The organism is Pantoea sp. S18, from assembly GCF_045689705.1.
GTDB classification, from domain to species: Bacteria; Pseudomonadota; Gammaproteobacteria; order Enterobacterales; family Enterobacteriaceae; genus Pantoea; species Pantoea symbiotica.
Genome location: NZ_CP142688.1, coordinates 1558859 through 1581716 on the forward strand (window position 1 = coordinate 1558859; position 22858 = coordinate 1581716).

A 22858-nucleotide genomic window follows, 5' to 3' on the forward strand; every position below is an offset into this window, starting at 1 on the left:
CTGCTCCTGTGATTAGCTGGCCGCACGCTGAGCAGGCGCAGCCGTGTCGGCCAGCCAGCGCAGCAGCAGCGCATTAAAGTTGTCGGCATCGGTAACGCTCATCGCGTGTCCGCCCCAGGCCATCTCAATCAGGCTGCCGTTGGGCAGCGCCTGCGCCAGCTGCGGTGAGCAGCTCCACGGCACCAGCAGATCGTCCTGGCTGCAAATCGCTAATACCGGCTGGATAATGCGCGCCACATGTGGGCGGAAATCCGCGCTCTTCAGCGCATGCAAGCGGCGCAACAGGTTCTCCATGCCCTGGAAATGGGCGACATGGTGCGCATCTTCCGCGTTAATGCGCTCCTGATTGCGCGCCAGCCATTCGGCGGGATAGAGGAACAGCGGCTGTGCACGCACAAAGGCTTCGACGCCAACGTTCATCAGCAGATCCTGACGCACCTGGAAGCAGCGCTGCGTGTGCGCATCCAGCGAAAGCCAGCCGTTGATCACCACCACGCGACCCACGCGCTGCGGGAAGTCCAGCGCCAGCTGCAGGCCGATTAAGCCGCCCAGCGCATGGCCGATAATGTCGTAATGCTCAATGCCGTGCTGTTCCAACGCTTCCGCCAGTTCCGCCGCCATCATGGTCATGCTGTAGCCGTCCGGCAGCGTATCTGCGCTGCGGCCGGTGCCGCGCTGATCGTAGGTCACCACACGATAATGCGGCGTCAGCGCCGCCAGCTGCGGCTGCCAGAAACCGGCGACGCCGCCTAAACCAGAGGCGAGCACCAGCGTCGGCGCATCTTCAGCGGTTAAACCCTGAATCTCCAGATGCATCACGCCTCCTGTTTGCCGATATGCGCAACGGTAGCAATTTCAATCAGCGCATCCGGTTTCACTAAGCCGCACTGAATGCAGAAGCGTGCCGGTTTATCGCCGGGGAAGTACTCGGCATAGATCTGGTTAATCGCCGCGTAGTTGCTCCAGTCGGTGAGAAAAATCGAGTTGAAGGTCACGTCGTCCATGGTGCCGCCAGCGGTTTCGATCACCTTTTTGATGGTCTCCAGCACGTGACGCGTTTGCGCGGCAGCATCACCGACGTGCACCACGTTGTTGTTGGCATCAAACGGCAAGGTACCGGAGACATACACAATGCCGTCAGCTAAGGTGCCGGGCACGAATGGCGCGATTGGCGTACCGCTGCCGGGCGGAATAATCACACTTTTAGGCATGGTGAAATCCTCTTGTTATTGAGCTGCAGGTGAATCGAGGCGTTAGCTTTTCAGCGTTTCGCAGAAAGTGTCGGTATCGCTGACCCAGCCAAAAAACGTTTCAATGTTGAAAATGGCCGCCTGCTGCGCAAACGCCGGACCTGCCTGATAGGTCGCGTCCTCCAGCACCACGCCGAAATACTCCAGGAAGAAGCCGTCACGCAGCGTCGATTCCACGCAGACGTTGGTGGCGATGCCGGTAAACACCAGATGGCGAATGCCACGACTGCGCAGCATGCTGTCGAGCGAGGTGTTGAAGAAGCCGCTGTAGCGCGGTTTCGGCAGCACGATATCGCCCGCTTGCGGTACTAGCTCATCGACCAGCGCATAATCCCAGCCGCCTTTCGACAGCAGCGTGCCCTGTAATTCCGGGCGCTTGCGCATGGTTTTCAGCGCGTTGGATTTGTGGAAGTTGGGGGATCCGGCATCTCCGGCTTCAACGTATTGGTCGTCCCAACCGTTCTGGAACCAGATGATCTGCATCCCGGCGGCACGTGCTGCGGTGACCGCCTGATGGATTTTGGCAATCACCGGTTTGGTGGCGGAGACATCAAAGCCCGCCAGATCGAGATAGCCGCCTTGCGTGGCGTAGGCGTTTTGCATATCCACCACAATCAGCGCACTTTGCGCGGGCGGCAGCGCGATGGCTTCCGGGCGCGCCGGCAAGGTGACGTTCGGTAAACTTGAGGTGTGGGCGCAAACAACGGTACTCATCAGGCAACCTCCTGCTGGGATGCGATTAAATCGTGGCGACACTGCATTAATGGCTGAATACGTTCACCGAAATCTTCGATGCCTTGCAGGAAGTCGTCGAAGGTGAGCAACACGCCTTGCGTGCCATCTACTAAAGCAACCTCATCCAACATTCGTGCCACATTGGCGTAAGAACCCACTAACGTGCCCATGTTGATGTTGACGGCGGAGGTCGGATCGGCCATCTGGCGCACGTTGGTGTCGCTGCCGGATTTGGTGTCCTGCTGACTTTGCGTGGTGAGCCAGGCGAGCGCCTCTTCATCGGCTCCGGCTTTGTAGTGCTCCCATTTGGCGCGTGCGGCTTCGTCGCTTTCGGCGGCAATGATCATAAACAGCACATAAGAACCGACGTCGCGGCCCGCTTTATCGGCAGCCTGCTTCATGCGCGCAGCGGTTGGCGCAAAGGCGGTTGGCGTGTTGACGCCTTTGCCAAAGCAGAAGTTGTAATCGGCATGCTGCGCCGAGAACGCCATGCCCGCATCGCTCTGGCCGGCGCAGATCACTTTCATCGGTTTCTGCGGCTGCGGGCTGACGCGGCAATCGTTCATAGTAAAGAACTCGCCTTTGAAGTCGCTCTGGCCGGTGCCCCACAGATCGCGCAGCACGGTGACGTATTCGGTCAGATATTCGTAACGACTGGAGAAGTAGGCATCGCCCGGCCACAAGCCCATCTGCTCGTACTCGGGTTTCTGCCAGCCGGTGACGAGGTTGACGCCGAAGCGGCCATTGGAGATGGAATCAATGGTGGAAGCCATACGCGCCACAATCGCGGGTGGTAAGGTGAGCGTGGCGGCGGTGGCGTAGATCTCAATGCGTGAGGTCACCGCCGCGAGTCCCGCCATCAGCGTAAAGGATTCGAGGTTGTGATCCCAAAACTCGGTTTTACCGCCAAAGCCGCGCAGCTTGATCATCGAAAGAGCAAAGTCGAAATGATAGTGCTCTGCTTTCAGCACGATCTCTTTGTTCAGTTCAAAGGTCGGTTTGTATTGCGGCGCATGGGTGGAGATCAGCCAACCGTTATTACCAATCGGGATAAAGACGCCAATTTTCATGTGAAACCTCTCTCTGCATTAGACGGGGACTGCTTCACGCGCTGCGCTGCTTCCTGCACGCATCCTGCGGGCGGCGCTCCATCACAAAATTGCAAAGGTTGTGCCACATTTTCAAAAGACTTAAATAACAATGTGTTAAAAGTATCGATGTTTGTAAACTGGAGTAATTGGTCCAATTCAGACCGTTTGGTCAAAATGTTCTGCACGTTTTTCATGCGCGACATGGTCAAAAAAGGTGCAGGCAGGCGATTAGGCAGGAAAGAGGGCCTTTGTTATGATGCGTTCACGCAGGACGGAAGAGGTAACAGTGTGAAAAGCGATGAAAAAAAACCGGGACGCCGTTCGCGTGCGGTCGCCGCAAAGCGGGCAGCCATTCTGGAAGCGGCATTAGCCTTCTTCTCGCAATACGGCATTCACGGCACCAGCCTGGATAAAGTGGCGGAGCGCGCCGACGTCTCTAAAACCAATCTGCTGTATTACTATCCGTCGAAAGAAGTGCTGTATGTGGCAGTTTTAAAAGAGATTCTTGATGTGTGGTTGGCACCATTGCGTGCGCTGCAGCACGATCACGATCCGCTGACGGCCATTCGTCAATACATTCGGCTCAAACTGGAAGTCTCGCGCGATCATCCGCAAGCTTCACGGTTGTTCTGCCTTGAGATGTTGCAAGGCGCGCCACTGCTGAAAGGTGAACTGGCCGGCGATTTAAAAGCGCTGGTGGATGAGAAGGCGGCGATTATCGAGCAGTGGATCGCCGAAGGGCGGCTGGCGGGTGTGCAGCCGCAGCACCTGTTTTTCCTGCTGTGGGCGACCACGCAGCACTATGCGGATTTCGCCTCGCAGGTGGAAGCGATTACTGGCCAGACGTTGAACGATGCTGCGTTCTTTGAACAGACGCTGGAAAATGTGCAACGCATGATTATTGAAGGGATCCGCGTGCGCTGATCCCGCTGGTTCAAGGAGAGTGCATGGATTCGTTATCACAATTGACGTTAGGCGCGGCGGTCACGGTTGCGGTGATGGGCAAACGCGTTCCGCTGTGGCAAGCGGCGCTGGTAGGCGCGGTGGCGGGCACTTTGCCGGATCTCGACGTGTTTATCGACCACGGCGATGCTATCCGCAATATGACGCTGCATCGTACCGAAAGTCATGCGCTGATATTCCTCACCTTATTTGCACCGCTGCTCGGCTGGCTGGTGGCTGGTGCGACACGCAGTCGCGCACATTGGCGCGGCTGGACGCTGGCAATGTGGCTGGCGCTAATAACGCATCCGCTGCTGGATCTCACCACGGTTTACGGCACGCAGCTGGGCCTGCCGCTCACCGATTTCCCCTATGCCATTGGCAGCATGTACATCATCGATCCGCTGTATACCTTGCCGTTGCTGATTGCGCTGCTGGTGGCTCTATGGCGGCGTGATGCGGTGGGTTTGCGCTGGAATCAGGCGGGATTGCTGGTGAGTACGCTCTATCTCGGCTGGAGCATGGTGGCACAAAGCATCGCGACTCAGCACATTGAGCAAGCGCTGACGCAGCAATCGGTGCAGCCCGAGCAATTGCTGGTGACGCCGACCGCGTTTAATACGCTGGTGTGGCGCACGGTGATCATGACGCCGGATCGTTATGGCGAAGCCTATTGGTCGCTATTGTCGCCCGGGCGTCCGCTGCAGATAAGCTGGCACGACCGTCAGCCCGCGCTGTTTGCACCGTTCAAAGGGCAATGGCACGCCGAGCGTGTGGCGTGGTTTAGTCATGGTTTTTACGCGATGAAGCAGCAGGGCGATCGTACGTTGATCAGCGATTTGCGCATGGGTGAAGAGCCGGATTACACCTTTACCTTTAATCTGGGATCGCCGCAGTCGCCGGAAGTGGCTCCTCAGCGTGAACCTTCGATGCGGCCCTCGCTGGCGCAGGCATGGCACAAACTCCGCGAGCGACTCTGATTTGTAGGGTCGCCATTTATGGCGACCAATGCTTATGGCTATCTGGTTGCATTTTTCTTTAGGATTGCTATCCGTGCGGGCTCTGACACATCTGCTACGTCACGGGCCGTCCTCGCGCCGCTAGCGCGGTGCCTTCGGCTTTCACGTCGTGCCGACGGACCATTCGGGGATCGGCCCTCCTGGCCGGCCCCGAACTGCCTCACGCATCCATGCGCGAGGCTCCTGGCCCAACGTTAAAGCCTCAGCGCTGCGGATAGCCCTTTTGCCGCAGCAGACGCGTCAGCGCCTCTGGCAAATGTGTCCCCGGCCAGCGCACGCGCGATTGCCTTTAACGTTTTACGCTTTACGACGACGTAACAACCAGCCCATGGTCAACATCACAAACCACAGCGGCGTCACCATCAGCGCCTGGCGGGTATCTTCCTGCAGCGTCAGCAGCACCAGCACAAAGGCGAAGAACGCCATGCACGCCCAGCACATAAACTTACCCAGCGGCATTTTGAACGTCGATTCGGCATGACGTTGTGGATGCTGCTTACGGTACGCCAGATAGCTGCACAGGATGATGGTCCAGACGAACATAAACAGAATCGCCGACACCGTAGTGACCATGGTGAACACTGTCATCACATCCGGAATCAGGTAGATCAGCGCCACGCCGGCCAGCAAACACAGGCAGGAGAAGAACAGACCGGTGGTTGGCACCGCACGCGCTGAGAGGCGACCAAAGGCTTTGTGCGCCACGCCTTGTTCCGCCAGACCGTACAACATGCGGCTGGTGGAGAAGATACCGCTATTAGCGGAAGAGGCGGCGGAGGTCAGCACCACGAAGTTGACGATGCTGGCAGCAGCAGGCAAGCCAATCAGCACAAACATCTCAACGAACGGGCTGCGATTTGGTAGCACCTGATTCCACGGCGTTACCGCCATGATCACCATCAGCGCCAGCACGTAAAACATAATGATACGCAGCGGAATGGCGTTGATCGCGCGTGGCAGAACTTTGTGCGGATCTTTGGTTTCTGCCGCCGCAGTGCCGACGAGTTCAATACCGACAAAGGCGAAAACCGCAATCTGGAAGCCGGCAAAGAAGCCGCTCAGTCCTTTCGGGAACATGCCGCCGTGATCCCAGATATTGCTCAGGGAAGCGCTGCCACCGTTCGGCGACGGATAATGCATGCTCACCAGCACAATGCCGGTAATGATCAGCGCCACAATGGCGACGATTTTGATAATCGCGAACCAGAATTCCATCTCACCAAACAGCTTCACCGTGGCGATGTTCAACGCCAGGAAGACAAATACGCACAGCAGGGCGCTCATCCAGATGGAGAAGTCCGGGAACCACAACTGGAAATAGGCGCTGATGGCGACCACGTCGGCAATGCCGGTCACCACCCAACAGAACCAGTAAGTCCAGCCGGTAAAGTAACCCGCCCACGGACCGAGTAAGTCAGCGGCGAAATCGCTAAAGGATTTGTATTCGAGGTTGGATAACAGCAGTTCGCCCATGGCGCGCATGACGAAGAACAGCATAAAGCCAATGATCATATAGACGAAAATGATCGACGGACCTGCCAGACTGATGGTTTTACCCGAGCCCATAAACAGCCCGGTGCCGATGGCACCACCGATAGCAATCAGCTGGATGTGGCGATTATGCAGGCTACGCTGGAGCTTATCCGGCTGTTCGGCCTCAACGAGCGCCTCTTTTGATTGATCAACCATAAATTATTCTTTCCTGTCGGGATGTTGTGTCAGCTCTAATGGCTGTTTTGCCCGTCATACTTCGAGCCGCAGATGCGTTGGCTACGCGTGTTCACCCCAGTCACTTACTAAAGTAAGCTCCTGAGGATTCACACACTTGCCGCCTTCCTGCGGCTCGAATTATTTAGGGCAATCGTTATGAGCCGTTGTATAGGCAAGTGGCATAAGATAGTGGAAAGCTAAGCAGTGTCGGTAATGGTTTTTCCCCCTTTGTGACCTTTTACGCGCTTTGCTGTGTCAGTAATTATTTACAGAGTTTAAAGCGCAGTCATTTTGCGTAAATCTTCAACAATTAAGCGATTTACGTCACTTTCCGCACGCATGACTTCTACACTTGTTAGTTCATTTCATCAGGAAAAGTGAGGCATTGTGCGCGCTCTGTTCGCCGTCGCGTTGCTGGCTGTTTGCGGCTGGCTCAGTTTGCCGTGGTTGAAAACCCATCTGCCGCCTCAGTGGAATCCCTTCACGCCGCTTAAGGTCACCGATCCGCCCGGTTGGATGACGCGCTACAAGTTGAAAAAGCTGAGTGGCGATCCTGCCGCCTGCATGGCGGTGATGCGGCAAGCCAGTGAACAGCGGCTGGTGCAGTTTCGCGCCGTGCCGCCGATGCAGGGTGATTGTCCGATTGAGCAGCCGCTACGCATCAGCGGCTATGGCGATGTTTCTCTTAGCAGCAGTTTTCTCGCCAGCTGTCCAATGGCGGTGACCAGCACCATGTTCGTGATTAACAGCGACAGCGCGTTGCGCCAGGCCGGTTTTGACAGCCCGCTGAAACGCATTGCCCATGTTGGCAGCTACGCTTGTCGCAATATCTATCATCGTCAGGAAGGGCGTTTGAGTGAGCACGCCAGCGCTGATGCCTGGGATATAACCGGATTTCAGCTGGCGAGCGGGCGTTGGTTACAGGTAGGGAAAAACTGGCAACAGCCGGAGGATGCGGCGGCAGGACTGCATGCGCTGTGGCGTAACGGCTGCGCCACATTCGGTAATGCGCTGGGGCCTGATTACAACGCTGCGCATGCCAGCCATTTTCATCTCGGCATGCGCGGTTCAGGTTACTGTCGTTAGCTATACCGCAGGATTAAGTCCACGTTTTATCAGGAAATGATTAGCCGGCCAGGAGAAAATAAAGCCAATCATTATTGCCAGCTGCAGCATAAACCAGAATGCCACCAGCAGCGGATTGACTTGCTCGTTTAGCACAAACTTTAGGGCCAATGCCATAAAGATAAAAATACCTAATTGATAAATCAGCAGTGGGAAAATCTCGGTTTTCAACGCCAATAATAATGCGCCGCCAAATGAATGTTTTTCACGTTGACGAATCGCCAGGAATTGAAATAGTAATCCGATGAACAATGAAACGATAATGCAAATAAGCGCCTGCATCCCAATCGTTGGATTAAAGGCAAATTGTTTTAGTAATGTGACTATCGGGATTGTCATTATATCGCCGAATATACAGGCCGCTGCGGATAATGAAGTGGAAATAAATATGGTTTGCCAGCTGGCATTACTGCGTATTTTTTGTGGAACCAGCAGCGCAAGTTTTTGCTGTTGTGAAGGCTTGCGGCCTAAGTACCACCAGGCTATCCAGCCAATAAAAGGCATATACAAGCCAGTAATGGGCCAAATGATATTCATCACCGCGACAGGATGCGGATGGCGGAACAGGTCTTTTAGAATCATCAGGGCAGTACAGCCGCCCAGAACAAGGAAAGGTAATGCCAACTGGTTCAACATAGTCGGTTCCGCTAAGTTTCCCACCTACCTGTGACAATACGTGTGAGCCGTTCTGCCGCATTGTCCCCCATTGCCTCTTTACCTTCATTTCTCATGCCGCGAGTATTAAGCGTAGCCGTGAATCAGCGTGAGAGAAATCACATCATTACTAAAACCATTATCTTAACCGCAGAAATAGATGGGATTAAGATTAAGTAAAAACTAATTCACTGTGGAAATGGCGTTGATAGCAAAAGAATATGCTTTGCCTTGCGTTAATTTTGGTTAATGACGATGCTAAAAATTTATCAATCTAACGTTGATTTTCAATCAAACGGGTGATTGAAACTACTTCAGAAAAATCCTATTCTAATCTGCTGAGGAATTAAAGTTGTGAACCTGTTAACAAATAGCGTGAACTTACACATTTCCATTACGTTAAAGCATTGACATTAGAAGAGTTATGCCCGCTGCTGGAAAATATGCTCTCTTTTCAATCAATATTTTTTGTCTGGCTAATTTATTTTTTGCGTTAACACGAATCAATTTCAGAATGTAAAAGCGTGAAACAGCGCTAAGGCAATAATGACGACCGATAATTATTTCGTCTGGCGAGACGAAATGGAAAATGAATTTCTGGCGCTAACGCAAGTGGCGCATTTGAAATCGCTATTGCAACAGCAGATTGAAAAGCTGGGTTTTGATTACTTCGCTTTTTTGGTTCAGCATCCGGTACCTTTTACCCGGCCGCGCCTGTTTTTGTTCAGTACGTACCCGGAAAGCTGGGTAAAACGCTATGAAAGTGAGAACTATTATGCGGTCGATCCGGTGCTATTACTCTGTCAGCGGCCGGGACGCGGTGTGGAATGGACGCGCGATTTATTTACCGGTGCGGGTAATTTATGGGTGGAAGCTAACGCCGCAGGATTAATGAGCGGCTTTTCCTGCTCAGCAATGGCACCAAATCGTACCATTGGTATATTATCAATTGCATCGACGCTTCACAGTAAGACCCAACACTTACGTGTACAGTTAGAGGTGAAACTGCATCTTCTGGCGGAACTGAGTTTGCGCGTGTTGGAGCGTCTGAATGACGATTCTATGGTCGTTTTATCTAACGATTTTAGTCAGCGTGAATTAGAAATTCTGAAATGGACGGCAGAAGGAAAAACGTCTGCGGAAATTTCACTTATTTTAGCCATATCTGAACATACGGTGAATTTTCACCAAAAGAATATGCAAAAGCGTTTTAATGTTTCCAATAAAACGCAGATTGCCTGTTATGCCGCAGCGGTTGGCCTGATATAGCGAAAACGCAACTACTAATTTTAGTAGTTCCTTCTCCAGTGTCAGTTGTCTACCCTGCGCGCAATGTTGCCAGGCTGGCTCAAAGAAATCATTGCATACATGGGGATGTCAGAGGCGCATGATGAAAGTAATTCAAACACAGCTTAAGGATATGCCGTCCTCACTGTTGGCAGAACTGGGAACGTATCGCTATAGCGTGTTTGCGCGCGGCGAAGGGTGGTCGATTCCACCGCGATTAAGTACGCCAGGGCAAGAGTACGATCGGTTTGATCGCTCGGATGTTACCTGGTTGATTGCCTGGAACGCTCGTCAGGGTATTTGTGGCTGCGCACGCCTGTTGCCATGGCATGAACCTGAAGTGCCTGAAGGTTTTGTTCTGCCTTTCGATCAGGAAAAGGTATGGGAAATGTCGCGCTTCTCGGCGCGCCTTGAAGTCGATGCAGAGCTGCCGCTGAGTATTTTGTGGCACTCGGTGCAATTAGCAGAACTGAGCGGCATGGAGTATTTGATCAGTTCGGCGACGCCGATGCTTGAGAAGATGTTTGAACAGCATCAGGTGGTCTACGAGCCGCTTTCACCGGGCTTGATCCAATCTGAAGACAATCTGTTTGCCATTCGCATTCCGGTTGATCAACCGGCGCTGGCGGAGAAGTATCGTGGTACGCGACGCTTTAGCCCGGAAGAGGTGCTGCCATCGCTGGGTGTTTCAGTTAACTGGCAATCACACAGCTAAATACCCCGCGCATCGTGCGCGGGGCATATCGCTTATTGACGGTAAGCAGTTTTGATCTGACGAATCGTATTGTTAAACACTTCCGCCTGCGGCTTATCGCCTAACGAAGCTTGCACATAACGCTCCATGTTGATGATCACCTTACCGGCATCGGCTTGACCCATTCCTTTCAGAATCAGCGTCACCATCATTTTCAGACAGGCGACTTCGTCTGCCAGCGCCTGCGTGTCTCGTGAAGTTGCGAAATCTTCATCACTCATAATTGACTCCTTGGTGGTGTTACTCAATGTAGACACATTCTTCCTGTGCGTAAAAAAGAGAGTATATCATATGGTTGTCAGACGAATTTTAATGCAGGCGAAGCGGTAAAAGCCAGACCGCGATTTAATTGCCTATTGCGCTATTTGTCAGCAATCAGAATTAGCGTTTAGCTGTTATTTACCCGGCAAACAGAGTGCGACAACAAAATCGAGCTATAAATTATAACTTAATGATATTAGTCACAATTTTACTTCTCTAATTTTGCATGTTATTGCCCCGTGCGGTAAAAGCAAGATCAAAAGAATGTTATTGATTTGCATCATTTCATTTGAGATTTATCTGTGGCGATAGATGTTTTTTCCACCTGAAAACCGGTAAGATAGCCGCTCTGAAATATATTTCCCTTTCTTAACCTGCGGAGTACGTCCCGTTGATCAGCCTGCTTCTTGTTGATGACCATGAACTGGTCCGCGCCGGTATTCGCCGCATTCTGGAAGATATGAAAGGACTCGTCATAGCCGGTGAAGCGGCCTGCGGTGAAGACGCCGTGAAATGGTGCCGCAGCAATCCGGTTGATGTGGTGCTGATGGACATGAACATGCCCGGTATTGGCGGCCTGGAAGCAACACGCAAAATTGTGCGCTTTAACCCCGACATTCGCATCATCATGCTCACCATTCATACCGAAAATCCACTGCCGGCGAAAGTGATGCAGGCGGGCGCAGCGGGTTATCTCAGCAAAGGTGCCGCGCCACAGGAAGTGGTAAGTGCGATCCGCTCGGTACATTCGGGGCAACGCTATATCGCCTCCGATATTGCCCAGCAAATGGCACTCAGCCAGATCGAACCGCAAAAAGCCGAATCACCGTTCAGCTGTTTGTCGGAAAGGGAATTGCAGATTATGCTGATGATCACGCGCGGGCAGAAAGTGACGGAAATCTCCGAACAACTCAGTCTCAGCCCGAAAACCGTTAACAGTTACCGCTATCGCATGTTCAGTAAGCTGAATATCAGTGGCGACGTCGAGTTAACGCATTTGGCCATTCGACATGGCCTGTTCAATGCGGAGCCATTAATCAGTAGTGAGTGACGTCTTCAATTCCAAAGCCTTTCTCAGCACCGTGACCAGCCAACCCGGCGTCTACCGTATGTACGATGCGACCGGCACGGTGATCTATGTTGGTAAAGCCAAAGACCTCAAAAAGCGCCTGACCAGCTACTTCCGTACGCAGGTGGGCAGTCGCAAAACTGAAGTGCTGGTCAGCAACATCCAGAACATCGACGTCACCGTGACGCACACCGAAACGGAAGCGCTGCTGCTGGAGCATAACTACATCAAGCTCTACCAGCCGCGCTATAACGTGCTGCTGCGCGATGACAAATCCTATCCTTATATTTTCCTCAGCAGCGATAGCCATCCGCGCCTGGCGATGCACCGTGGTGCGAAGCATGCTAAAGGCGAATACTTTGGGCCGTTTCCAAATGGCTATGCGGTGCGTGAAACCCTCGCGTTGTTGCAGAAGGTGTTCCCGATTCGTCAGTGTGAAAACAGCGTGTATCGCAACCGTTCGCGCCCGTGTTTGCAGTATCAGATTGGCCGCTGCCTTGGGCCTTGCGTTTCGGGGCTGGTCAGCGAAGAGGAGTATGCGCAGCAAACCGATTACGTGCGTCTGTTCCTTGCGGGCAAAGATGATCAGGTGATCAATCAACTGGTCAAACGCATGGAAAAGGCCAGTGAGGAGCTGCGCTTCGAAGAGGCGGGGATCTTACGTGACCAGATTCAGGCGGTAAGGCGTGTTACCGAGCGGCAGTTTGTCTCCAATCAGGGTGAAGACCTGGATGTGATGGGCGTGGCCTTTGATGCCGGCATGGCTTGTTTGCACGTGCTGTTTATTCGTCAGGGCAAAGTGCTCGGCAGCCGCAGCTACTTCCCGAAAGTGCCCGCTGATACCGAACTGACCGAAGTGGTGCAAACCTTTGTCGGCCAGTTCTATCTGCAAGGCAGTGAAGCGCGCACTTTGCCGGCGGAAATCCTGCTGGACTTTAATCTGCCAGAACGCGAGCTGCTGGCCGAATCGCTTAGCGTGCTGGCGGGGCGCAAAGTGAATATTCAAAGTAAGCCGCGTGGCGACCGCGCGCGCTACCTGAAACTGGCGCGTACCAATGCGGCGACGGCGCTGATTACCAAGCTGTCGCAGCACTCGACCATTCAGCAGCGTCTGGCGGCGCTGGCGACGTTCCTCGAGCTTGACACCATCCATCGCATGGAGTGCTTCGACATCAGCCACACCATGGGCGAGCAGACCATTGCATCGTGCGTGGTGTTTAACCGTGATGGTCCGCTGCGTTCCGATTACCGTCGCTACAACATTGAAGGCATCACGCCGGGCGATGATTACGCGGCGATGAATCAGGTGCTGCGCCGTCGGTACGGCAAGGCGCTGGAAGAGGACAAAATCCCCGACGTGATCATTATCGACGGCGGTAAAGGCCAGTTAGCGCAGGCGAAGCAGGTGTTCGCCGAGCTGAATGTGCCGTGGGATAAAGATCGTCCGATTTTACTCGGCGTAGCGAAGGGCAGCGATCGTAAAGCCGGGCTGGAAACGCTGTTCTTTGAAGCGGAAGGTGAGGGTATTTCCTTGCCGCCGGACTCGCCTGCACTGCATGTGATTCAACATATTCGTGATGACTCTCACAATCATGCGATTTCAGGTCACCGGAAAAAACGCGCCAAAGTGAAGAACACCAGCGCACTGGAAAGCATTGAAGGCGTGGGGCCAAAACGGCGCCAACAGCTGCTCAAGTATATGGGCGGCCTGCAACCGTTGATGAATGCCAGCGTCGATGAGATCGCCAAAGTGCCGGGAATTTCTACCGCGCTGGCGGAAAAAATCTACTACTCACTGAAACACTAACGTTGAAAGAGGGGGGGCAATGTAGGAACATACATGAAACCCTACTCACACCAGACAGTTACTGGCATATGCAATTTAACATTCCGACGTGTCTTACCCTGTTTCGAGTCGTACTTATTCCCTTCTTTGTCCTGGCGTTTTATCTGCCATTTCAATGGGCTCCTTTTGCTACTGCACTGATCTTTGTGATTGCTGCGGTCACTGACTGGTTTGATGGTTTTTTAGCGCGTCGCTGGAAGCAGACCACGCGTTTTGGCGCGTTCCTGGATCCGGTGGCGGATAAAGTGCTGGTGGCGATTGCGCTGGTGCTGGTGGCAGAGCATTTCCACGCGTGGTGGATTACGCTGCCTGCGGCAACCATGATCGCACGCGAGATCATAATCTCTGCGCTGCGCGAGTGGATGGCGGAAATTGGCAAACGCAGCAGCGTAGCGGTGTCGTGGATCGGCAAGGTGAAAACCACCGCGCAGATGTTCTCGCTGTTCGCCTTGCTGTGGCGTCCTGAAGCCACAGTAGTTGGCGTGGGTGTGGTTGCGCTGTACATCGCCGCGGTGCTGACTTTCTGGTCAATGTTCCAGTATTTGAGCGCGGCGCGCGGCGATTTGCTCGATAGCTGATCGATGCGATTTAAAAAGCAGCAAACGGACGCAGTGCGTGGATAATTATATTGACTCACTGCGTCAGATAAGTAGAATGCATCGCATCGAACAGCAGCGAGTCCGCAAGAAGCTGAGTGAAATCAGTAAGTTCGATGCAGAAATACAGAATCGAGTATTTCATTTTGTAGCAAGGCAGCAACTGAACGAATCACAAAGAGCTTACTTCAGTAAGTGACCTGTGTGAGTGAAGGAAGCTAACGCAGCAACAAATTGAAAGACGAAGATTATGCGGGAATAGCTCAGTTGGTAGAGCACGACCTTGCCAAGGTCGGGGTCGCGAGTTCGAGTCTCGTTTCCCGCTCCAAATTTAGTAATTCGTATTCAACGAATTACATATCAGATTAAAGGCGCGTTGGCAGAGTGGCCATGCAACGGATTGCAAATCCGTCTACCTCGGTTCGACTCCGGGACGCGCCTCCAATTTACACCCTGCCCGGGTGGTGAAATCGGTAGACACAAGGGATTTAAAATCCCTCGGCTTATGGCTGTGCGGGTTCAAGTCCCGCCCCGGGCACCATATTCAAAAGACTAATTAAAACAAAGCAGTATAAGCAATGTCGTAACCGCCCAAGGGCGGTTTTTTCGTTTCTGGAGTCTGCACCATATTTGGAAATGACTACAAAATGACTACATTGCGTCCACGACACTTTTTGCCCCCATACTTTCCCATTCGACAGGCAAAAGAAAACCCGCGATGCGGGCTTCATTTTACCACCAGGAAATTTGCTGACTTCCACGCTGCGGGTGAGGTGGGACAGATTTGATCTGACCAGGCGAAACGATTATCTGTGCCACAGTTTCATGTGATTTGAATGTGCAACTGCAGTTGATGTTCTGGCACTGATGATAACGTTCCTTGGTTTCCTTCGAGATATAACGGCTAGATTTGGTGTGTGCTGCGTTCTGGCAAAGCGGACAATGCATCATATAGGCGCTACCTGAATAATTAGAAATATCAATTACTATTTTGACTACACGAGTAGGCATTTGCAAATAAATAACTAGTCATTTGTGAATGAGTCATACTCAACGTCATTAAGTAACACCTCAAAATCGAGTTGTGTGGTGTAGCCGTTGTTGCTCAGGCTATGCGTCACCTTACTAATGAGCCACGGCTGCGCATCGATCACCGATTTAAAGCCGCTGACTTTGACCGGTGTTTCGGGATAGAGATCAGCTCGCCCCATTGCCAGCGTAAGCGAGAACTCAGCTACGCCACGCTGGAGCTTTTCCCACTTAGCTTTAGCGGCGCGCATCGCCGTTGCTTTGCTTGAATAGACTGTCGTCAGCGAAAACACGTTGTCTTCGCTGCCTGCCAGATAATCACCTTCTTTCGCTTCCGGTGGCTTAACAACCTGTGTTTTCGATTTCTTTGCTGCGGGATGTTCAAGCGCGCGAAGCTGCCGCACTTTCGTTTTGCGTTGCAGCTTCACTTTCTTAGGCTTTGGGTCTTTGGTGTGAAGCCAGCTAGCTGATACGCCGGTATAAGCGCCACGGTCAGCAATGCTGAAAGTATGACGATCACCGTCGTTACGCGTGATGGTCATCTGTGGGATGGGTTTGCCGCTTATGGTGACGCCATTACCCGGACGGATAAATAACAGACGACCGGCTTTTACTGCAGCGACCGCGCCATAGAGCGTGGCAAGGCGCGTCAGGAATTTGGCGTCGGTCTCCTGTGTCTGGTCAATATGCGCCACCGCAATCCTGGCAAAGCCATCGGCCAGCATAGGTTTAAGTTTATTGCGACCGGCAATCTGCGTGACAATATCGCCCAGGGTTGTTTCGTGGTAGGACACTTCACGGCGGGAATTCAGCGAGCCGCGAAAATCAGCACTACGGGCGCGAATAGTCATGGTGTCGGGCGCGCCGTGGTGCTCAACCTCATCTACGGTAAAACTCCCTTTCCCGATCAGCGCTTGTCCTTTCCAACCGAGAAACAGCGTTACCACAGCTCCGCGTACTGGCATCGCCAGTTGGCCGTCTGCATCGTCCAGCTCAATGTCGAGCTGGTCAGCCTCAAAGCCGCGGTTATCGGTCAGCGTGAGCGATATCAGGCGATCACGAATGTTCGCTGTGACATCCTTTGAATTGACCGTCAGCATAAAATCAGGAGTTAAACGCGCGCCCATCTGCACCGGCAGGCCACTAATACCGGTCATCCGATCAACCCTCCCGCCTGCGAAATGAGATTGCCAGCCGCTGACTTAACGCTGCCGATGGCCGATGTGATTTGCCCTGGCAGATTTCCCGCACCGCTGATAAGCCCATCAGCCTGCTTTTTCAGGTCGCCAAACATTGACGTAAGAGACTCATCCACACGCAACAGGCTTAGCGTAAACATGATTTTGCTGGCCGTACCGTTAGGGAAAAATTCGCTGTGGGTATTTGAAATGCTCTCAATAACGTACATGCCATAAATCATGCCGCTGCCGCCAATTAACGGCCATGCCATGCCCTGATCGGCCAACAGCCGAATCGTCATCAAAGAAATGGCGCCGCCAGTAATCTCCGGTCGAAGCTCTCCCGACAGCGTAATTTTTTCGTCGCCCGGCCCAATGAACTGCGCCGCCGGTCGCTGACCGACACGGTTGTTAGTCGGCCAGCGATAATCGATGTTCTGCTGCAGCTCACCATAAGGCAGCGTCTGTCGCATAAATGGCATCATGCCGTAGATCATCATCATCACTTAATCCTCCCAGCTCATTTTGCTGCGATTCTGCGCTTGTCGGTTACGCTGCTCACGCGCCTGATGCTGCGCCATAAGTGCCAGCGCATCGTCTTTGCTCATGCCTTCATGCATGTTGATTTCATACTGGTAACTGTTCTGACTGCGGTCGGTAAATCCGCCGCCTGCGGACGGTGCCGACACGGGTCGATAGGGCGCACCACCAGTTGCCAGGCTGTATTGCAACCCGCCCATATTTACGCCAGCGCCGCCTGTTGCTATCGGATCAGGTGAGGGGACTTTGTCTTTCAGACCATCAGATTTGGTGTCGATGATGCCGAGTTTTTCCAGCACCCAATCAATACCACCTCGCAACTGATCAAGGGCTTCTCCTGGTATCTTAAGAGCCTCCGCCAGCATGTTGCCGAACTTCTTACCCATCTCACCCGCTGAGGCCAGCTCTGTTTGCGTGGATTTCACCGGCTCCAGCAGCTTGCCAAACCATTCCCAAAGCTCTTTGACCTTGCCGCCCAGCCATTCAAACGGCGGCTTTAGCGTGCCAAACGATTCACTTATCGGCCCCATCGCCGCAGTAAACCCGTCAGCAACGCCAGCCATAAATGCGCTGATAGGCTCCCAATATTTACGGATCATCAATGCACCCGTCACGACGGCCGCTACGACAGCAACGACCGGCAGAGTGATTAAACTAAGCGCCGCTGTTATTGCACCGCCAGCAATGCTGAATGCTGTGCCAAGAAAAGCCGCGCCTGCTATCAATGCGTTAATTCCCGCGACGACGGGCCATGCAACCAGACCAATTAATCCCAGCCCTGCGACTAGCGCAGTCGCCGCGCCGGTCAGCATAACGATTTTGGTTGTCAGTTCAGGATTGGCTTTCACCCAGTTGCCAGCGGTGATAAGCCATTTATTGGCGGTGGTCGTCAGCTTGCGAAGAGATTTATCCTGCTGTTCAAATACCTCAATGCGTACGTCTTCCCAGGCTGATGATAGGTTGAGCAGATCGCCATCGAGGTTATCAACCTGAACATTTGCCACCTGTTTAGCGGCTCCACCTGCTTTCATCAGGTAGCCGCGCTTTTCATCAAGCTTACCGTTTCCGGCGGCATCGATAAGGTTGATGGCACCTTTCATCGCTTCTTCGCCAAAAATGGTTTTGATGTATTCCGCCTGCTGCGCTGTGCCGAGCCTGTTCTTTTTGAATGAGGCATCGATGCTTTTGAGGATGCCAAACACCGGCAGCATGTTGCCTTTGCTGTCACGGGTTTTAACTCCTAACTCGCCCAAGGCAGCGGACGTTCTGCCGGTCGGTGCCTGCAATCGGGTGAATATTACGCTGCCACCGGTTCCCGCCATCGAACCTTTGATGCCGTTATCTGCCATCACACCAAGCATGGCGGTGGTGTCTTCGATGCTGGCGCCAGCCGCGCGCGCAACCGGCGCGACGTATTTCATTGCCTCGCCCAGCTCAAGTAAGTTGGTATTGGACTTGGTGAAACCCTTTGTCATTACGTCGGAAACGCGCTGGATCTCCGCCATCGGAATTTTGAAAGCGGTCTGCATGTTGGTAACGATGTCAGCCGCCTCGGCAATATCGACCTTAGACGCCAGTGACAGGTTTACCGTCGACTCGGTTGACGCCAGGATGGCGTCGGCATCGTAGCCGGAACGTGCCAGCGTGCTCTGCGTACGCGCCACATCCGTTGGAGAAAATGCCGTACTGCCGCCAATGTCTCGCGCCTGTTTGCGGATAGCTGCCAGCTTAAGATCGTTTTTACCGGTATCGAGCAGCGCCTGCGTTTCTGACATCTGCTTGTCGAATTCCATACCCGGCGCAATCAGCCTGCCTTCTGCATAGAGTGCAGCGCTACCACCGGCAAAGCCTGCCGCACCGGTATTGCGCACTTTCGCTGACAGCTCCTGTCCACGGCGGTAGCGTTCGCTGGTTCGGTTTAAGCGTTCCTGCTGCGCGTTGAGCCGTTGCAGTTCCTGTTTCTGCCGGTTCATCGCGAGCGTAGCTTGTGCCGAAGCGCTCTTGAGGCGCTGCTGTTCACTACTAAGATTGCGTGTGGAAATACCTGCAGATTTTAATGCTTCACGCTGCTGCTGCACTGACAGGCGCAAAGAATTCGACTTGGTTTGTAGCTCTGCCGCTGCCTGCTTAGCTTTCTCAAGCGCACGCGCCTGCTGTGCCGTTGGGCGCTCGGTGCTTCTGAATGCCACCGCAAGCGCTGCCGCTTCGGCCCTGGCATCTTTGAGTCTCTGTTGGGTGATAGCAAGCTGCGCGCTGGTCTTGCGGAAGCCCTCGATTTTACCCGCCTGCGCATCGAGGGCTTTAATGTTGTTCTGAGTCTGGCGGATCTCAGTGGCAAGCCCTTGGGTGGCTCGCTCGATAGCTTTGAAGGGGCGCGAGGCTTTGTCTACCGCGTTCAGCAGCACCTGCACTCTGAGGTTATTGCTCATCCGGGTTTGCTCCGCTGCGGATAAAAGCTTTATGCCGCCAGTCCATCAGCTCGGCCAGCGGCATGTCGTACATTTCAGAAGGAGGCCAGTGGAATATCGTTGCCACATCGGCCATTAGATCATTAACCGTCAGGCCGGTAGGCCATTCTATTCGTCCGACTTCGTCTGCAAAAAACCAATCACCTTGCCACCTAGCGAGATCAGGTCAATCGGGTCGAGGGCGTTGCACTCAGCTTTCGTTAATGAGGGCAGGGTGATGCGCGGTAAAACGGTCAGCAGCGCGTCAACATCTGACTGACACAGGTCGGCCAGGCGCACGCCTCGCAGACTTCCAGCCGTTGGTTTAATCAGTTCAACCTGTTTGATTTCGCTTTCACCACGCTTAAGCGGAGTTTCAAATACCACGGTGTTTTCGTTCTGTTCCATCTTGGTTATCTCTTTAATTAAGCAAGCGCCGCGCTGGCGCTGGTTGCAGGTTTATACCAGGCCGATGTTTTTACGGCGCTGTTCGAGGCGGTCAACGCCGTTTACCTTCTCTACCATGTTGATGGTGTCGATTTCGATCAGCTCTTTGCCGTTCCACGTCAGCTTGTAGTAGGTGCACTTCGAGATGATTTTGGTCTCGGTGTCTTCGCCCTGTTTGGCTTCACCAAAGTCAAAACTCTGGTGCTTACCGCGTACCTCAACCTCTACCGCGATCTCTTCGCCGGTATCGTCACGCTGATAAGAACCGGTGAAACGCAGCGGCACGGCAGATGCACCCCATTGCGTGAGTACCAGCTCATCCATGCCGCCGATACTCCATTCCACATCAAGTGCGTCATCTTCCAATCCATTGTCGATGTGCGCCGCGCCGCTCATACCGCCCGCGCGGTACGGATCGAGCTTGCGTGCCAGCTTCGGCAGCGTGACGGCGGTGACGATGCCCTGATAACTGTTTGCATCGTTGAAAAGGTTCATCGCCTTTAGTTTGCGTGGCAGTGCCATTTATCCGGCTCCTCAGCTGTTAACGGATGCGGCGAAGTTCGCCAGATAGGTGTCGGTGATGCGCTGGCGTAACGTCAGGTCTTCCAGCGGCGGCACCGGCGTGTAGTCGTAATCGATAAAGAGCTTGCCCGCTTTCAGGGTGTCTTTATCGTTAGCGCTTTCGTCGTACCAGGCGGACGCGCCCAGCAAATAACCGGCGTTAACCAGCTCGCGGAATTTCGCGTTGATGCCCGCAATAATTTCCTTAACAAGAACTGGCGTTAGCGGTTTATCAACCGCCCACATGTGCGCCTCGGCCATTGTGTCGGCCAGCACCTGCGCGGTGCGGGTGTAGTTCTCAAACTGGAACAGCGGATCGTCGCTGCAGGTACGGTTACCCCAGAAGCGGAAACCATCTTTACGAATCAGCGTGGTGACGTCCGCCTCGTTCAGCAGGTCGGCATCGGTGCCGGTCTGCTGCAGATCCCAGAACACCGACGCGGAGATACCGGTCACGCCGTTTACGCCAACGTTCGACAGAGTTTTATGCCAGCCGGTGTCGTTGTCGATTTTGGCGCGCAAGCCCAGCGCACGGGCCGTAGCGTAAGCCACGTCTGATTTATTCGCGGTGGTGTTCCACGCGAGGAAATCGGGCCAGATCACCATCAGCTCACGCTGGCTGAAGTTGTCGCGATAAAGGCGGGCTTCGGAAATGGTTTTGCATTCCCACGCTGACACATAGGCGAAGGCGCGCAGCTGCTGCGCGATACTGGCTAGCGCGGTGGCAACTTCCAGCGAGTCGAGGCCTGGCACACCGAGGATGCGCGGCTTCACGTCGAGTTGCGTCTGCGCAGCGAGCAGCGCTTTCATGCCGGTGTACTGGCCGTTCTGATCGGTGCCGCCGATGATATTGGAAATGGTTTCAGCTTCGTCCGCGCCTTCTGCCACGCGCACCACAATGGTGACGGGCTTTGACTGATCGGCGATAGCCTGTAGCGAGGCAGAGAGCGTGCCTTTCACGCCAGCTTTGCCAACTGCGCTCTGCACGTTGGTGATGAGTACCGGCGTATTAAGCGGGAACGTTGCCGCATCCGCATCCTGCGCGGTGCAGACCATGCCGACAATTGCGGTTGATACTGTGGAGATGGTGCGCGTGCCGTCGTTGATTTCGACGACGCGGACACCGTGATGATAATCTGCCATCTGTTGCACTCCTGGTTAAAGGTGTGCTCAGAGTGTCAGGCCAGATTAAGCAACGCATTTGATTGGAGTTTGCTGAACCATCAGCAGACAGAATTGATAATTTCCCGCTGCCGCTCTGCTGGAATGTATCGGTAAAGTGTTTTGACAGACACCTCAAGCACAAGCGCTATCTGCTGCAACGTTGCACCGTTCGCCAGCATTCTTTCTGCGCGCCCGATAACGTCAGGCGTCATCACACGCCTTCTGCCACCGACGCGGCCTTTCTCACGCGCAGCCGCCAACCCGGCGCGAGTGCGCTCAATGATCAGTTCGCGCTCCATTTCAGCCAAAGCCCCCATGACGTGGAAAAAGAATCTTCCCATAGGCGTACTGGTATCAATACTGTCTGTCAGGCTGCGAAAGTTGACGCCTCTCTCTCGTAACTCCTCTGTCAGCATAACCAGATGCTGCATACTGCGTCCCAGACGGTCCAGCTTCCAGACAACGAGCGTGTCACCCTGTCCGAGAGTGCGCAGCGCCTTTTTAAGTCCGGGCCTGTCGCGGGTTTTTCCGCTGATTTTATCCTCTAGGATCAGGTCGCAATTTGCGCTCTTCAGTGCGTTACGCTGTAAATCCGTATTCTGCTCATTTGTTGACACCCTGATATAGCCAATTAGCATGGACTCACCCCCCCTCAAAAGCCGCGAAGTGTGCCAGCAGGCCGCGAATTAATGCCAGGAGTATCTTTCTCAAAAACCTTGGTTTGGGCGAAGCCGCAAAGCGCGACGTCGGAACAGGTGATAAGCAGCTGCCTGATATGTCTGCCTTCGGCTATTCACGCAACGGGCAGAACGGATGGTCAGTGCTGCCTAATGGCATGATCAGACAGTTTGGTACTGTCACGCTTGCACCTGTCGGCAGCTTTAATAAACAGACCATCGGAGGCGTGGATTTTTATACTCACTATTATCGCGTCGCTTTTCCAAGGCAGTATCCGGGCGCACAGGTTTCTACGCTCGCGACGCTCGCCAGTCCTTCCTATACAACGCAGGGATCGATGGCGGGCAGGTCCATAGCCGTTCACAGAGATACTGACACCGGTAACGATGTTTCAAAAACGCGCTTCACTGTTGCCTATACGACAAACGTTCCTGGTGAAGCCCCAACCATTCACTTTGAATCAACGGGATATTGA

Annotated in this window: 25 protein-coding genes and 3 tRNA genes; 12 read left to right on the top strand and 16 right to left on the bottom strand. The window is 53.7% G+C overall.

Annotation, left to right across the window (positions count from 1 at the left end; all coding sequences use genetic code 11):
* Nucleotides 1-12: 12 nt before the first annotated feature.
* From rutD to rutA, 4 genes are read right to left on the bottom strand one after another with little or no spacing between them, the layout of a single operon-like run.
* A complete protein-coding gene (rutD, locus tag VIJ98_RS07050) occupies nucleotides 13-816 on the bottom strand; it encodes a pyrimidine utilization protein D (RefSeq protein WP_323272993.1) in 804 nt (267 codons plus the stop codon).
* Nucleotides 816-1211: a pyrimidine utilization protein C gene (gene rutC / locus VIJ98_RS07055; protein ID WP_008109435.1), complete on the bottom strand. Its 396-nt coding sequence runs from the start codon at nucleotides 1209-1211 to the stop codon at nucleotides 816-818. Before rutC ends, rutD begins: the two co-directional genes overlap by 1 nt.
* A gap of 42 nt (nucleotides 1212-1253) precedes the next feature.
* Entirely contained in the window at nucleotides 1254-1964 is a 711-nt protein-coding gene (gene rutB / locus VIJ98_RS07060; protein WP_110865881.1) for a pyrimidine utilization protein B, read from the bottom strand.
* Nucleotides 1964-3055 (bottom strand): pyrimidine utilization protein A, encoded by a 1092-nt coding sequence (gene rutA, locus VIJ98_RS07065; RefSeq protein ID WP_008109441.1) that lies wholly within the window; start codon nucleotides 3053-3055, stop codon nucleotides 1964-1966. The genes rutB and rutA overlap by 1 nt, the downstream gene beginning before the upstream one ends.
* A gap of 309 nt (nucleotides 3056-3364) precedes the next feature.
* On the opposite strand from rutA, the gene rutR reads away from it, so the two are divergent.
* Both rutR and VIJ98_RS07075 read left to right on the top strand, forming a co-directional pair.
* Nucleotides 3365-4000, top strand: a complete 636-nt coding sequence (gene rutR, locus VIJ98_RS07070; RefSeq protein ID WP_036649823.1) for an HTH-type transcriptional regulator RutR — start codon at nucleotides 3365-3367, stop codon at nucleotides 3998-4000.
* A 23-nt stretch (nucleotides 4001-4023) separates the two neighbouring features.
* Entirely contained in the window at nucleotides 4024-4998 is a 975-nt protein-coding gene (locus tag VIJ98_RS07075) for a metal-dependent hydrolase (protein WP_258144890.1), read from the top strand.
* A 336-nt stretch (nucleotides 4999-5334) separates the two neighbouring features.
* Here VIJ98_RS07075 and cycA read toward each other — a convergent pair whose 3' ends face one another.
* Entirely contained in the window at nucleotides 5335-6726 is a 1392-nt protein-coding gene (gene cycA / locus VIJ98_RS07080) for a D-serine/D-alanine/glycine transporter (protein ID WP_323272999.1), read from the bottom strand.
* A 408-nt stretch (nucleotides 6727-7134) separates the two neighbouring features.
* Between cycA and VIJ98_RS07085 the strand changes: the two genes are divergently transcribed.
* Nucleotides 7135-7833 carry an extensin family protein gene (locus VIJ98_RS07085; protein WP_258144892.1) on the top strand — a complete coding sequence of 233 codons (699 nt, stop codon included), beginning with the start codon at nucleotides 7135-7137 and terminating at the stop codon, nucleotides 7831-7833.
* Here VIJ98_RS07085 and VIJ98_RS07090 read toward each other — a convergent pair whose 3' ends face one another.
* A complete protein-coding gene (locus tag VIJ98_RS07090; RefSeq protein WP_323273002.1) occupies nucleotides 7834-8508 on the bottom strand; it encodes a DUF4396 domain-containing protein in 675 nt (224 codons plus the stop codon).
* A gap of 564 nt (nucleotides 8509-9072) precedes the next feature.
* Here VIJ98_RS07090 and sdiA point away from each other — a divergent pair.
* Both sdiA and VIJ98_RS07100 read left to right on the top strand, forming a co-directional pair.
* Nucleotides 9073-9795 carry a transcriptional regulator SdiA gene (gene sdiA, locus VIJ98_RS07095; RefSeq protein ID WP_008102324.1) on the top strand — a complete coding sequence of 241 codons (723 nt, stop codon included), beginning with the start codon at nucleotides 9073-9075 and terminating at the stop codon, nucleotides 9793-9795.
* Nucleotides 9796-9916: 121 nt separating this feature from the next.
* A complete protein-coding gene (locus tag VIJ98_RS07100) occupies nucleotides 9917-10528 on the top strand; it encodes an acyl-homoserine-lactone synthase (RefSeq protein ID WP_008102322.1) in 612 nt (203 codons plus the stop codon).
* Between the two features lie 32 nt (nucleotides 10529-10560).
* Here the strand turns inward: VIJ98_RS07100 and VIJ98_RS07105 are convergent, their stop codons facing one another.
* On the bottom strand, nucleotides 10561-10788 hold the full coding sequence (locus VIJ98_RS07105) for a DUF2594 family protein (RefSeq protein WP_007887303.1): 228 nt from the start codon (nucleotides 10786-10788) through the stop codon (nucleotides 10561-10563).
* Between the two features lie 431 nt (nucleotides 10789-11219).
* Here VIJ98_RS07105 and uvrY point away from each other — a divergent pair, with 431 nt between their 5' ends.
* The 6 genes from uvrY (at nucleotide 11220) to VIJ98_RS07135 (ending at nucleotide 14880) form a co-directional block, all read left to right on the top strand.
* Nucleotides 11220-11879 carry a UvrY/SirA/GacA family response regulator transcription factor gene (gene uvrY, locus VIJ98_RS07110; RefSeq protein WP_008102320.1) on the top strand — a complete coding sequence of 220 codons (660 nt, stop codon included), beginning with the start codon at nucleotides 11220-11222 and terminating at the stop codon, nucleotides 11877-11879.
* Complete coding sequence (gene uvrC / locus VIJ98_RS07115) at nucleotides 11872-13704, top strand: excinuclease ABC subunit UvrC (RefSeq protein WP_323273010.1); 1833 nt, start codon at nucleotides 11872-11874, stop codon at nucleotides 13702-13704. The genes uvrY and uvrC overlap by 8 nt, the downstream gene beginning before the upstream one ends.
* A 68-nt stretch (nucleotides 13705-13772) precedes the next feature.
* Entirely contained in the window at nucleotides 13773-14321 is a 549-nt protein-coding gene (gene pgsA / locus VIJ98_RS07120; protein WP_008102316.1) for a CDP-diacylglycerol--glycerol-3-phosphate 3-phosphatidyltransferase, read from the top strand.
* Nucleotides 14322-14591: 270 nt separating this feature from the next.
* Nucleotides 14592-14667: transfer RNA gene (locus VIJ98_RS07125), tRNA-Gly, on the top strand.
* Nucleotides 14668-14709: 42 nt separating this feature from the next.
* A tRNA-Cys gene (locus VIJ98_RS07130) sits at nucleotides 14710-14783 on the top strand.
* A gap of 11 nt (nucleotides 14784-14794) precedes the next feature.
* Nucleotides 14795-14880: transfer RNA gene (locus tag VIJ98_RS07135), tRNA-Leu, on the top strand.
* Between the two features lie 191 nt (nucleotides 14881-15071).
* Here the strand turns inward: VIJ98_RS07135 and VIJ98_RS07140 are convergent.
* From VIJ98_RS07140 to VIJ98_RS07180, 9 genes are all read right to left on the bottom strand, one after another.
* Complete coding sequence (locus VIJ98_RS07140; protein ID WP_154152917.1) at nucleotides 15072-15290, bottom strand: DNA-binding transcriptional regulator; 219 nt, start codon at nucleotides 15288-15290, stop codon at nucleotides 15072-15074.
* A gap of 74 nt (nucleotides 15291-15364) precedes the next feature.
* Complete coding sequence (locus tag VIJ98_RS07145; RefSeq protein WP_323273013.1) at nucleotides 15365-16525, bottom strand: phage late control D family protein; 1161 nt, start codon at nucleotides 16523-16525, stop codon at nucleotides 15365-15367.
* Complete coding sequence (locus tag VIJ98_RS07150) at nucleotides 16522-17049, bottom strand: phage tail protein (protein ID WP_323273014.1); 528 nt, start codon at nucleotides 17047-17049, stop codon at nucleotides 16522-16524. The genes VIJ98_RS07145 and VIJ98_RS07150 overlap by 4 nt, the downstream gene beginning before the upstream one ends.
* A 3-nt stretch (nucleotides 17050-17052) precedes the next feature.
* Nucleotides 17053-19515: a phage tail tape measure protein gene (locus VIJ98_RS07155; RefSeq protein ID WP_323273016.1), complete on the bottom strand. Its 2463-nt coding sequence runs from the start codon at nucleotides 19513-19515 to the stop codon at nucleotides 17053-17055.
* Nucleotides 19505-19630 carry a GpE family phage tail protein gene (locus VIJ98_RS07160; protein ID WP_323273018.1) on the bottom strand — a complete coding sequence of 42 codons (126 nt, stop codon included), beginning with the start codon at nucleotides 19628-19630 and terminating at the stop codon, nucleotides 19505-19507. The genes VIJ98_RS07155 and VIJ98_RS07160 overlap by 11 nt, the downstream gene beginning before the upstream one ends.
* Before the next feature lie 32 nt (nucleotides 19631-19662).
* Entirely contained in the window at nucleotides 19663-19941 is a 279-nt protein-coding gene (locus VIJ98_RS07165) for a phage tail assembly protein (protein ID WP_222210632.1), read from the bottom strand.
* Between the two features lie 51 nt (nucleotides 19942-19992).
* The gene (locus tag VIJ98_RS07170) at nucleotides 19993-20502 is read right to left on the bottom strand and encodes a phage major tail tube protein (protein WP_323273022.1); all 510 of its coding nucleotides are present in this window, start codon (nucleotides 20500-20502) and stop codon (nucleotides 19993-19995) included.
* A gap of 12 nt (nucleotides 20503-20514) precedes the next feature.
* Entirely contained in the window at nucleotides 20515-21684 is a 1170-nt protein-coding gene (locus VIJ98_RS07175; protein ID WP_323273024.1) for a phage tail sheath protein, read from the bottom strand.
* An 80-nt stretch (nucleotides 21685-21764) separates the two neighbouring features.
* Complete coding sequence (locus tag VIJ98_RS07180; protein ID WP_323273026.1) at nucleotides 21765-22343, bottom strand: recombinase family protein; 579 nt, start codon at nucleotides 22341-22343, stop codon at nucleotides 21765-21767.
* Between the two features lie 137 nt (nucleotides 22344-22480).
* Between VIJ98_RS07180 and VIJ98_RS07185 the strand changes: the two genes are divergently transcribed.
* Entirely contained in the window at nucleotides 22481-22858 is a 378-nt protein-coding gene (locus VIJ98_RS07185) for a hypothetical protein (RefSeq protein ID WP_323273028.1), read from the top strand.

What these genes read in the sequence shown, in the direction of transcription:
- VIJ98_RS07165 (WP_222210632.1), bottom strand. Translation starts at nt 19,941, where the DNA reads ATGGAACAGAACGAAAACACCGTGGTATTTGAAACTCCGCTTAAGCGT.
- VIJ98_RS07175 (WP_323273024.1), bottom strand. Translation starts at nt 21,684, where the DNA reads ATGGCAGATTATCATCACGGTGTCCGCGTCGTCGAAATCAACGACGGC.
- VIJ98_RS07150 (WP_323273014.1), bottom strand. Translation starts at nt 17,049, where the DNA reads ATGATGATGATCTACGGCATGATGCCATTTATGCGACAGACGCTGCCT.
- VIJ98_RS07180 (WP_323273026.1), bottom strand. Translation starts at nt 22,343, where the DNA reads ATGCTAATTGGCTATATCAGGGTGTCAACAAATGAGCAGAATACGGAT.
- VIJ98_RS07075 (WP_258144890.1), top strand. Translation starts at nt 4,024, where the DNA reads ATGGATTCGTTATCACAATTGACGTTAGGCGCGGCGGTCACGGTTGCG.
- rutD (WP_323272993.1), bottom strand. Translation starts at nt 816, where the DNA reads ATGCATCTGGAGATTCAGGGTTTAACCGCTGAAGATGCGCCGACGCTG.
- VIJ98_RS07105 (WP_007887303.1), bottom strand. Translation starts at nt 10,788, where the DNA reads ATGAGTGATGAAGATTTCGCAACTTCACGAGACACGCAGGCGCTGGCA.
- VIJ98_RS07185 (WP_323273028.1), top strand. Translation starts at nt 22,481, where the DNA reads ATGTCTGCCTTCGGCTATTCACGCAACGGGCAGAACGGATGGTCAGTG.
- VIJ98_RS07155 (WP_323273016.1), bottom strand. Translation starts at nt 19,515, where the DNA reads ATGAGCAATAACCTCAGAGTGCAGGTGCTGCTGAACGCGGTAGACAAA.
- cycA (WP_323272999.1), bottom strand. Translation starts at nt 6,726, where the DNA reads ATGGTTGATCAATCAAAAGAGGCGCTCGTTGAGGCCGAACAGCCGGAT.
- VIJ98_RS07090 (WP_323273002.1), bottom strand. Translation starts at nt 8,508, where the DNA reads ATGTTGAACCAGTTGGCATTACCTTTCCTTGTTCTGGGCGGCTGTACT.
- rutC (WP_008109435.1), bottom strand. Translation starts at nt 1,211, where the DNA reads ATGCCTAAAAGTGTGATTATTCCGCCCGGCAGCGGTACGCCAATCGCG.
- sdiA (WP_008102324.1), top strand. Translation starts at nt 9,073, where the DNA reads ATGACGACCGATAATTATTTCGTCTGGCGAGACGAAATGGAAAATGAA.
- rutB (WP_110865881.1), bottom strand. Translation starts at nt 1,964, where the DNA reads ATGAGTACCGTTGTTTGCGCCCACACCTCAAGTTTACCGAACGTCACC.
- VIJ98_RS07160 (WP_323273018.1), bottom strand. Translation starts at nt 19,630, where the DNA reads ATGGCCGATGTGGCAACGATATTCCACTGGCCTCCTTCTGAAATGTAC.
- VIJ98_RS07100 (WP_008102322.1), top strand. Translation starts at nt 9,917, where the DNA reads ATGAAAGTAATTCAAACACAGCTTAAGGATATGCCGTCCTCACTGTTG.
- VIJ98_RS07170 (WP_323273022.1), bottom strand. Translation starts at nt 20,502, where the DNA reads ATGGCACTGCCACGCAAACTAAAGGCGATGAACCTTTTCAACGATGCA.
- rutA (WP_008109441.1), bottom strand. Translation starts at nt 3,055, where the DNA reads ATGAAAATTGGCGTCTTTATCCCGATTGGTAATAACGGTTGGCTGATC.
- pgsA (WP_008102316.1), top strand. Translation starts at nt 13,773, where the DNA reads ATGCAATTTAACATTCCGACGTGTCTTACCCTGTTTCGAGTCGTACTT.
- VIJ98_RS07140 (WP_154152917.1), bottom strand. Translation starts at nt 15,290, where the DNA reads ATGATGCATTGTCCGCTTTGCCAGAACGCAGCACACACCAAATCTAGC.
- VIJ98_RS07145 (WP_323273013.1), bottom strand. Translation starts at nt 16,525, where the DNA reads ATGACCGGTATTAGTGGCCTGCCGGTGCAGATGGGCGCGCGTTTAACT.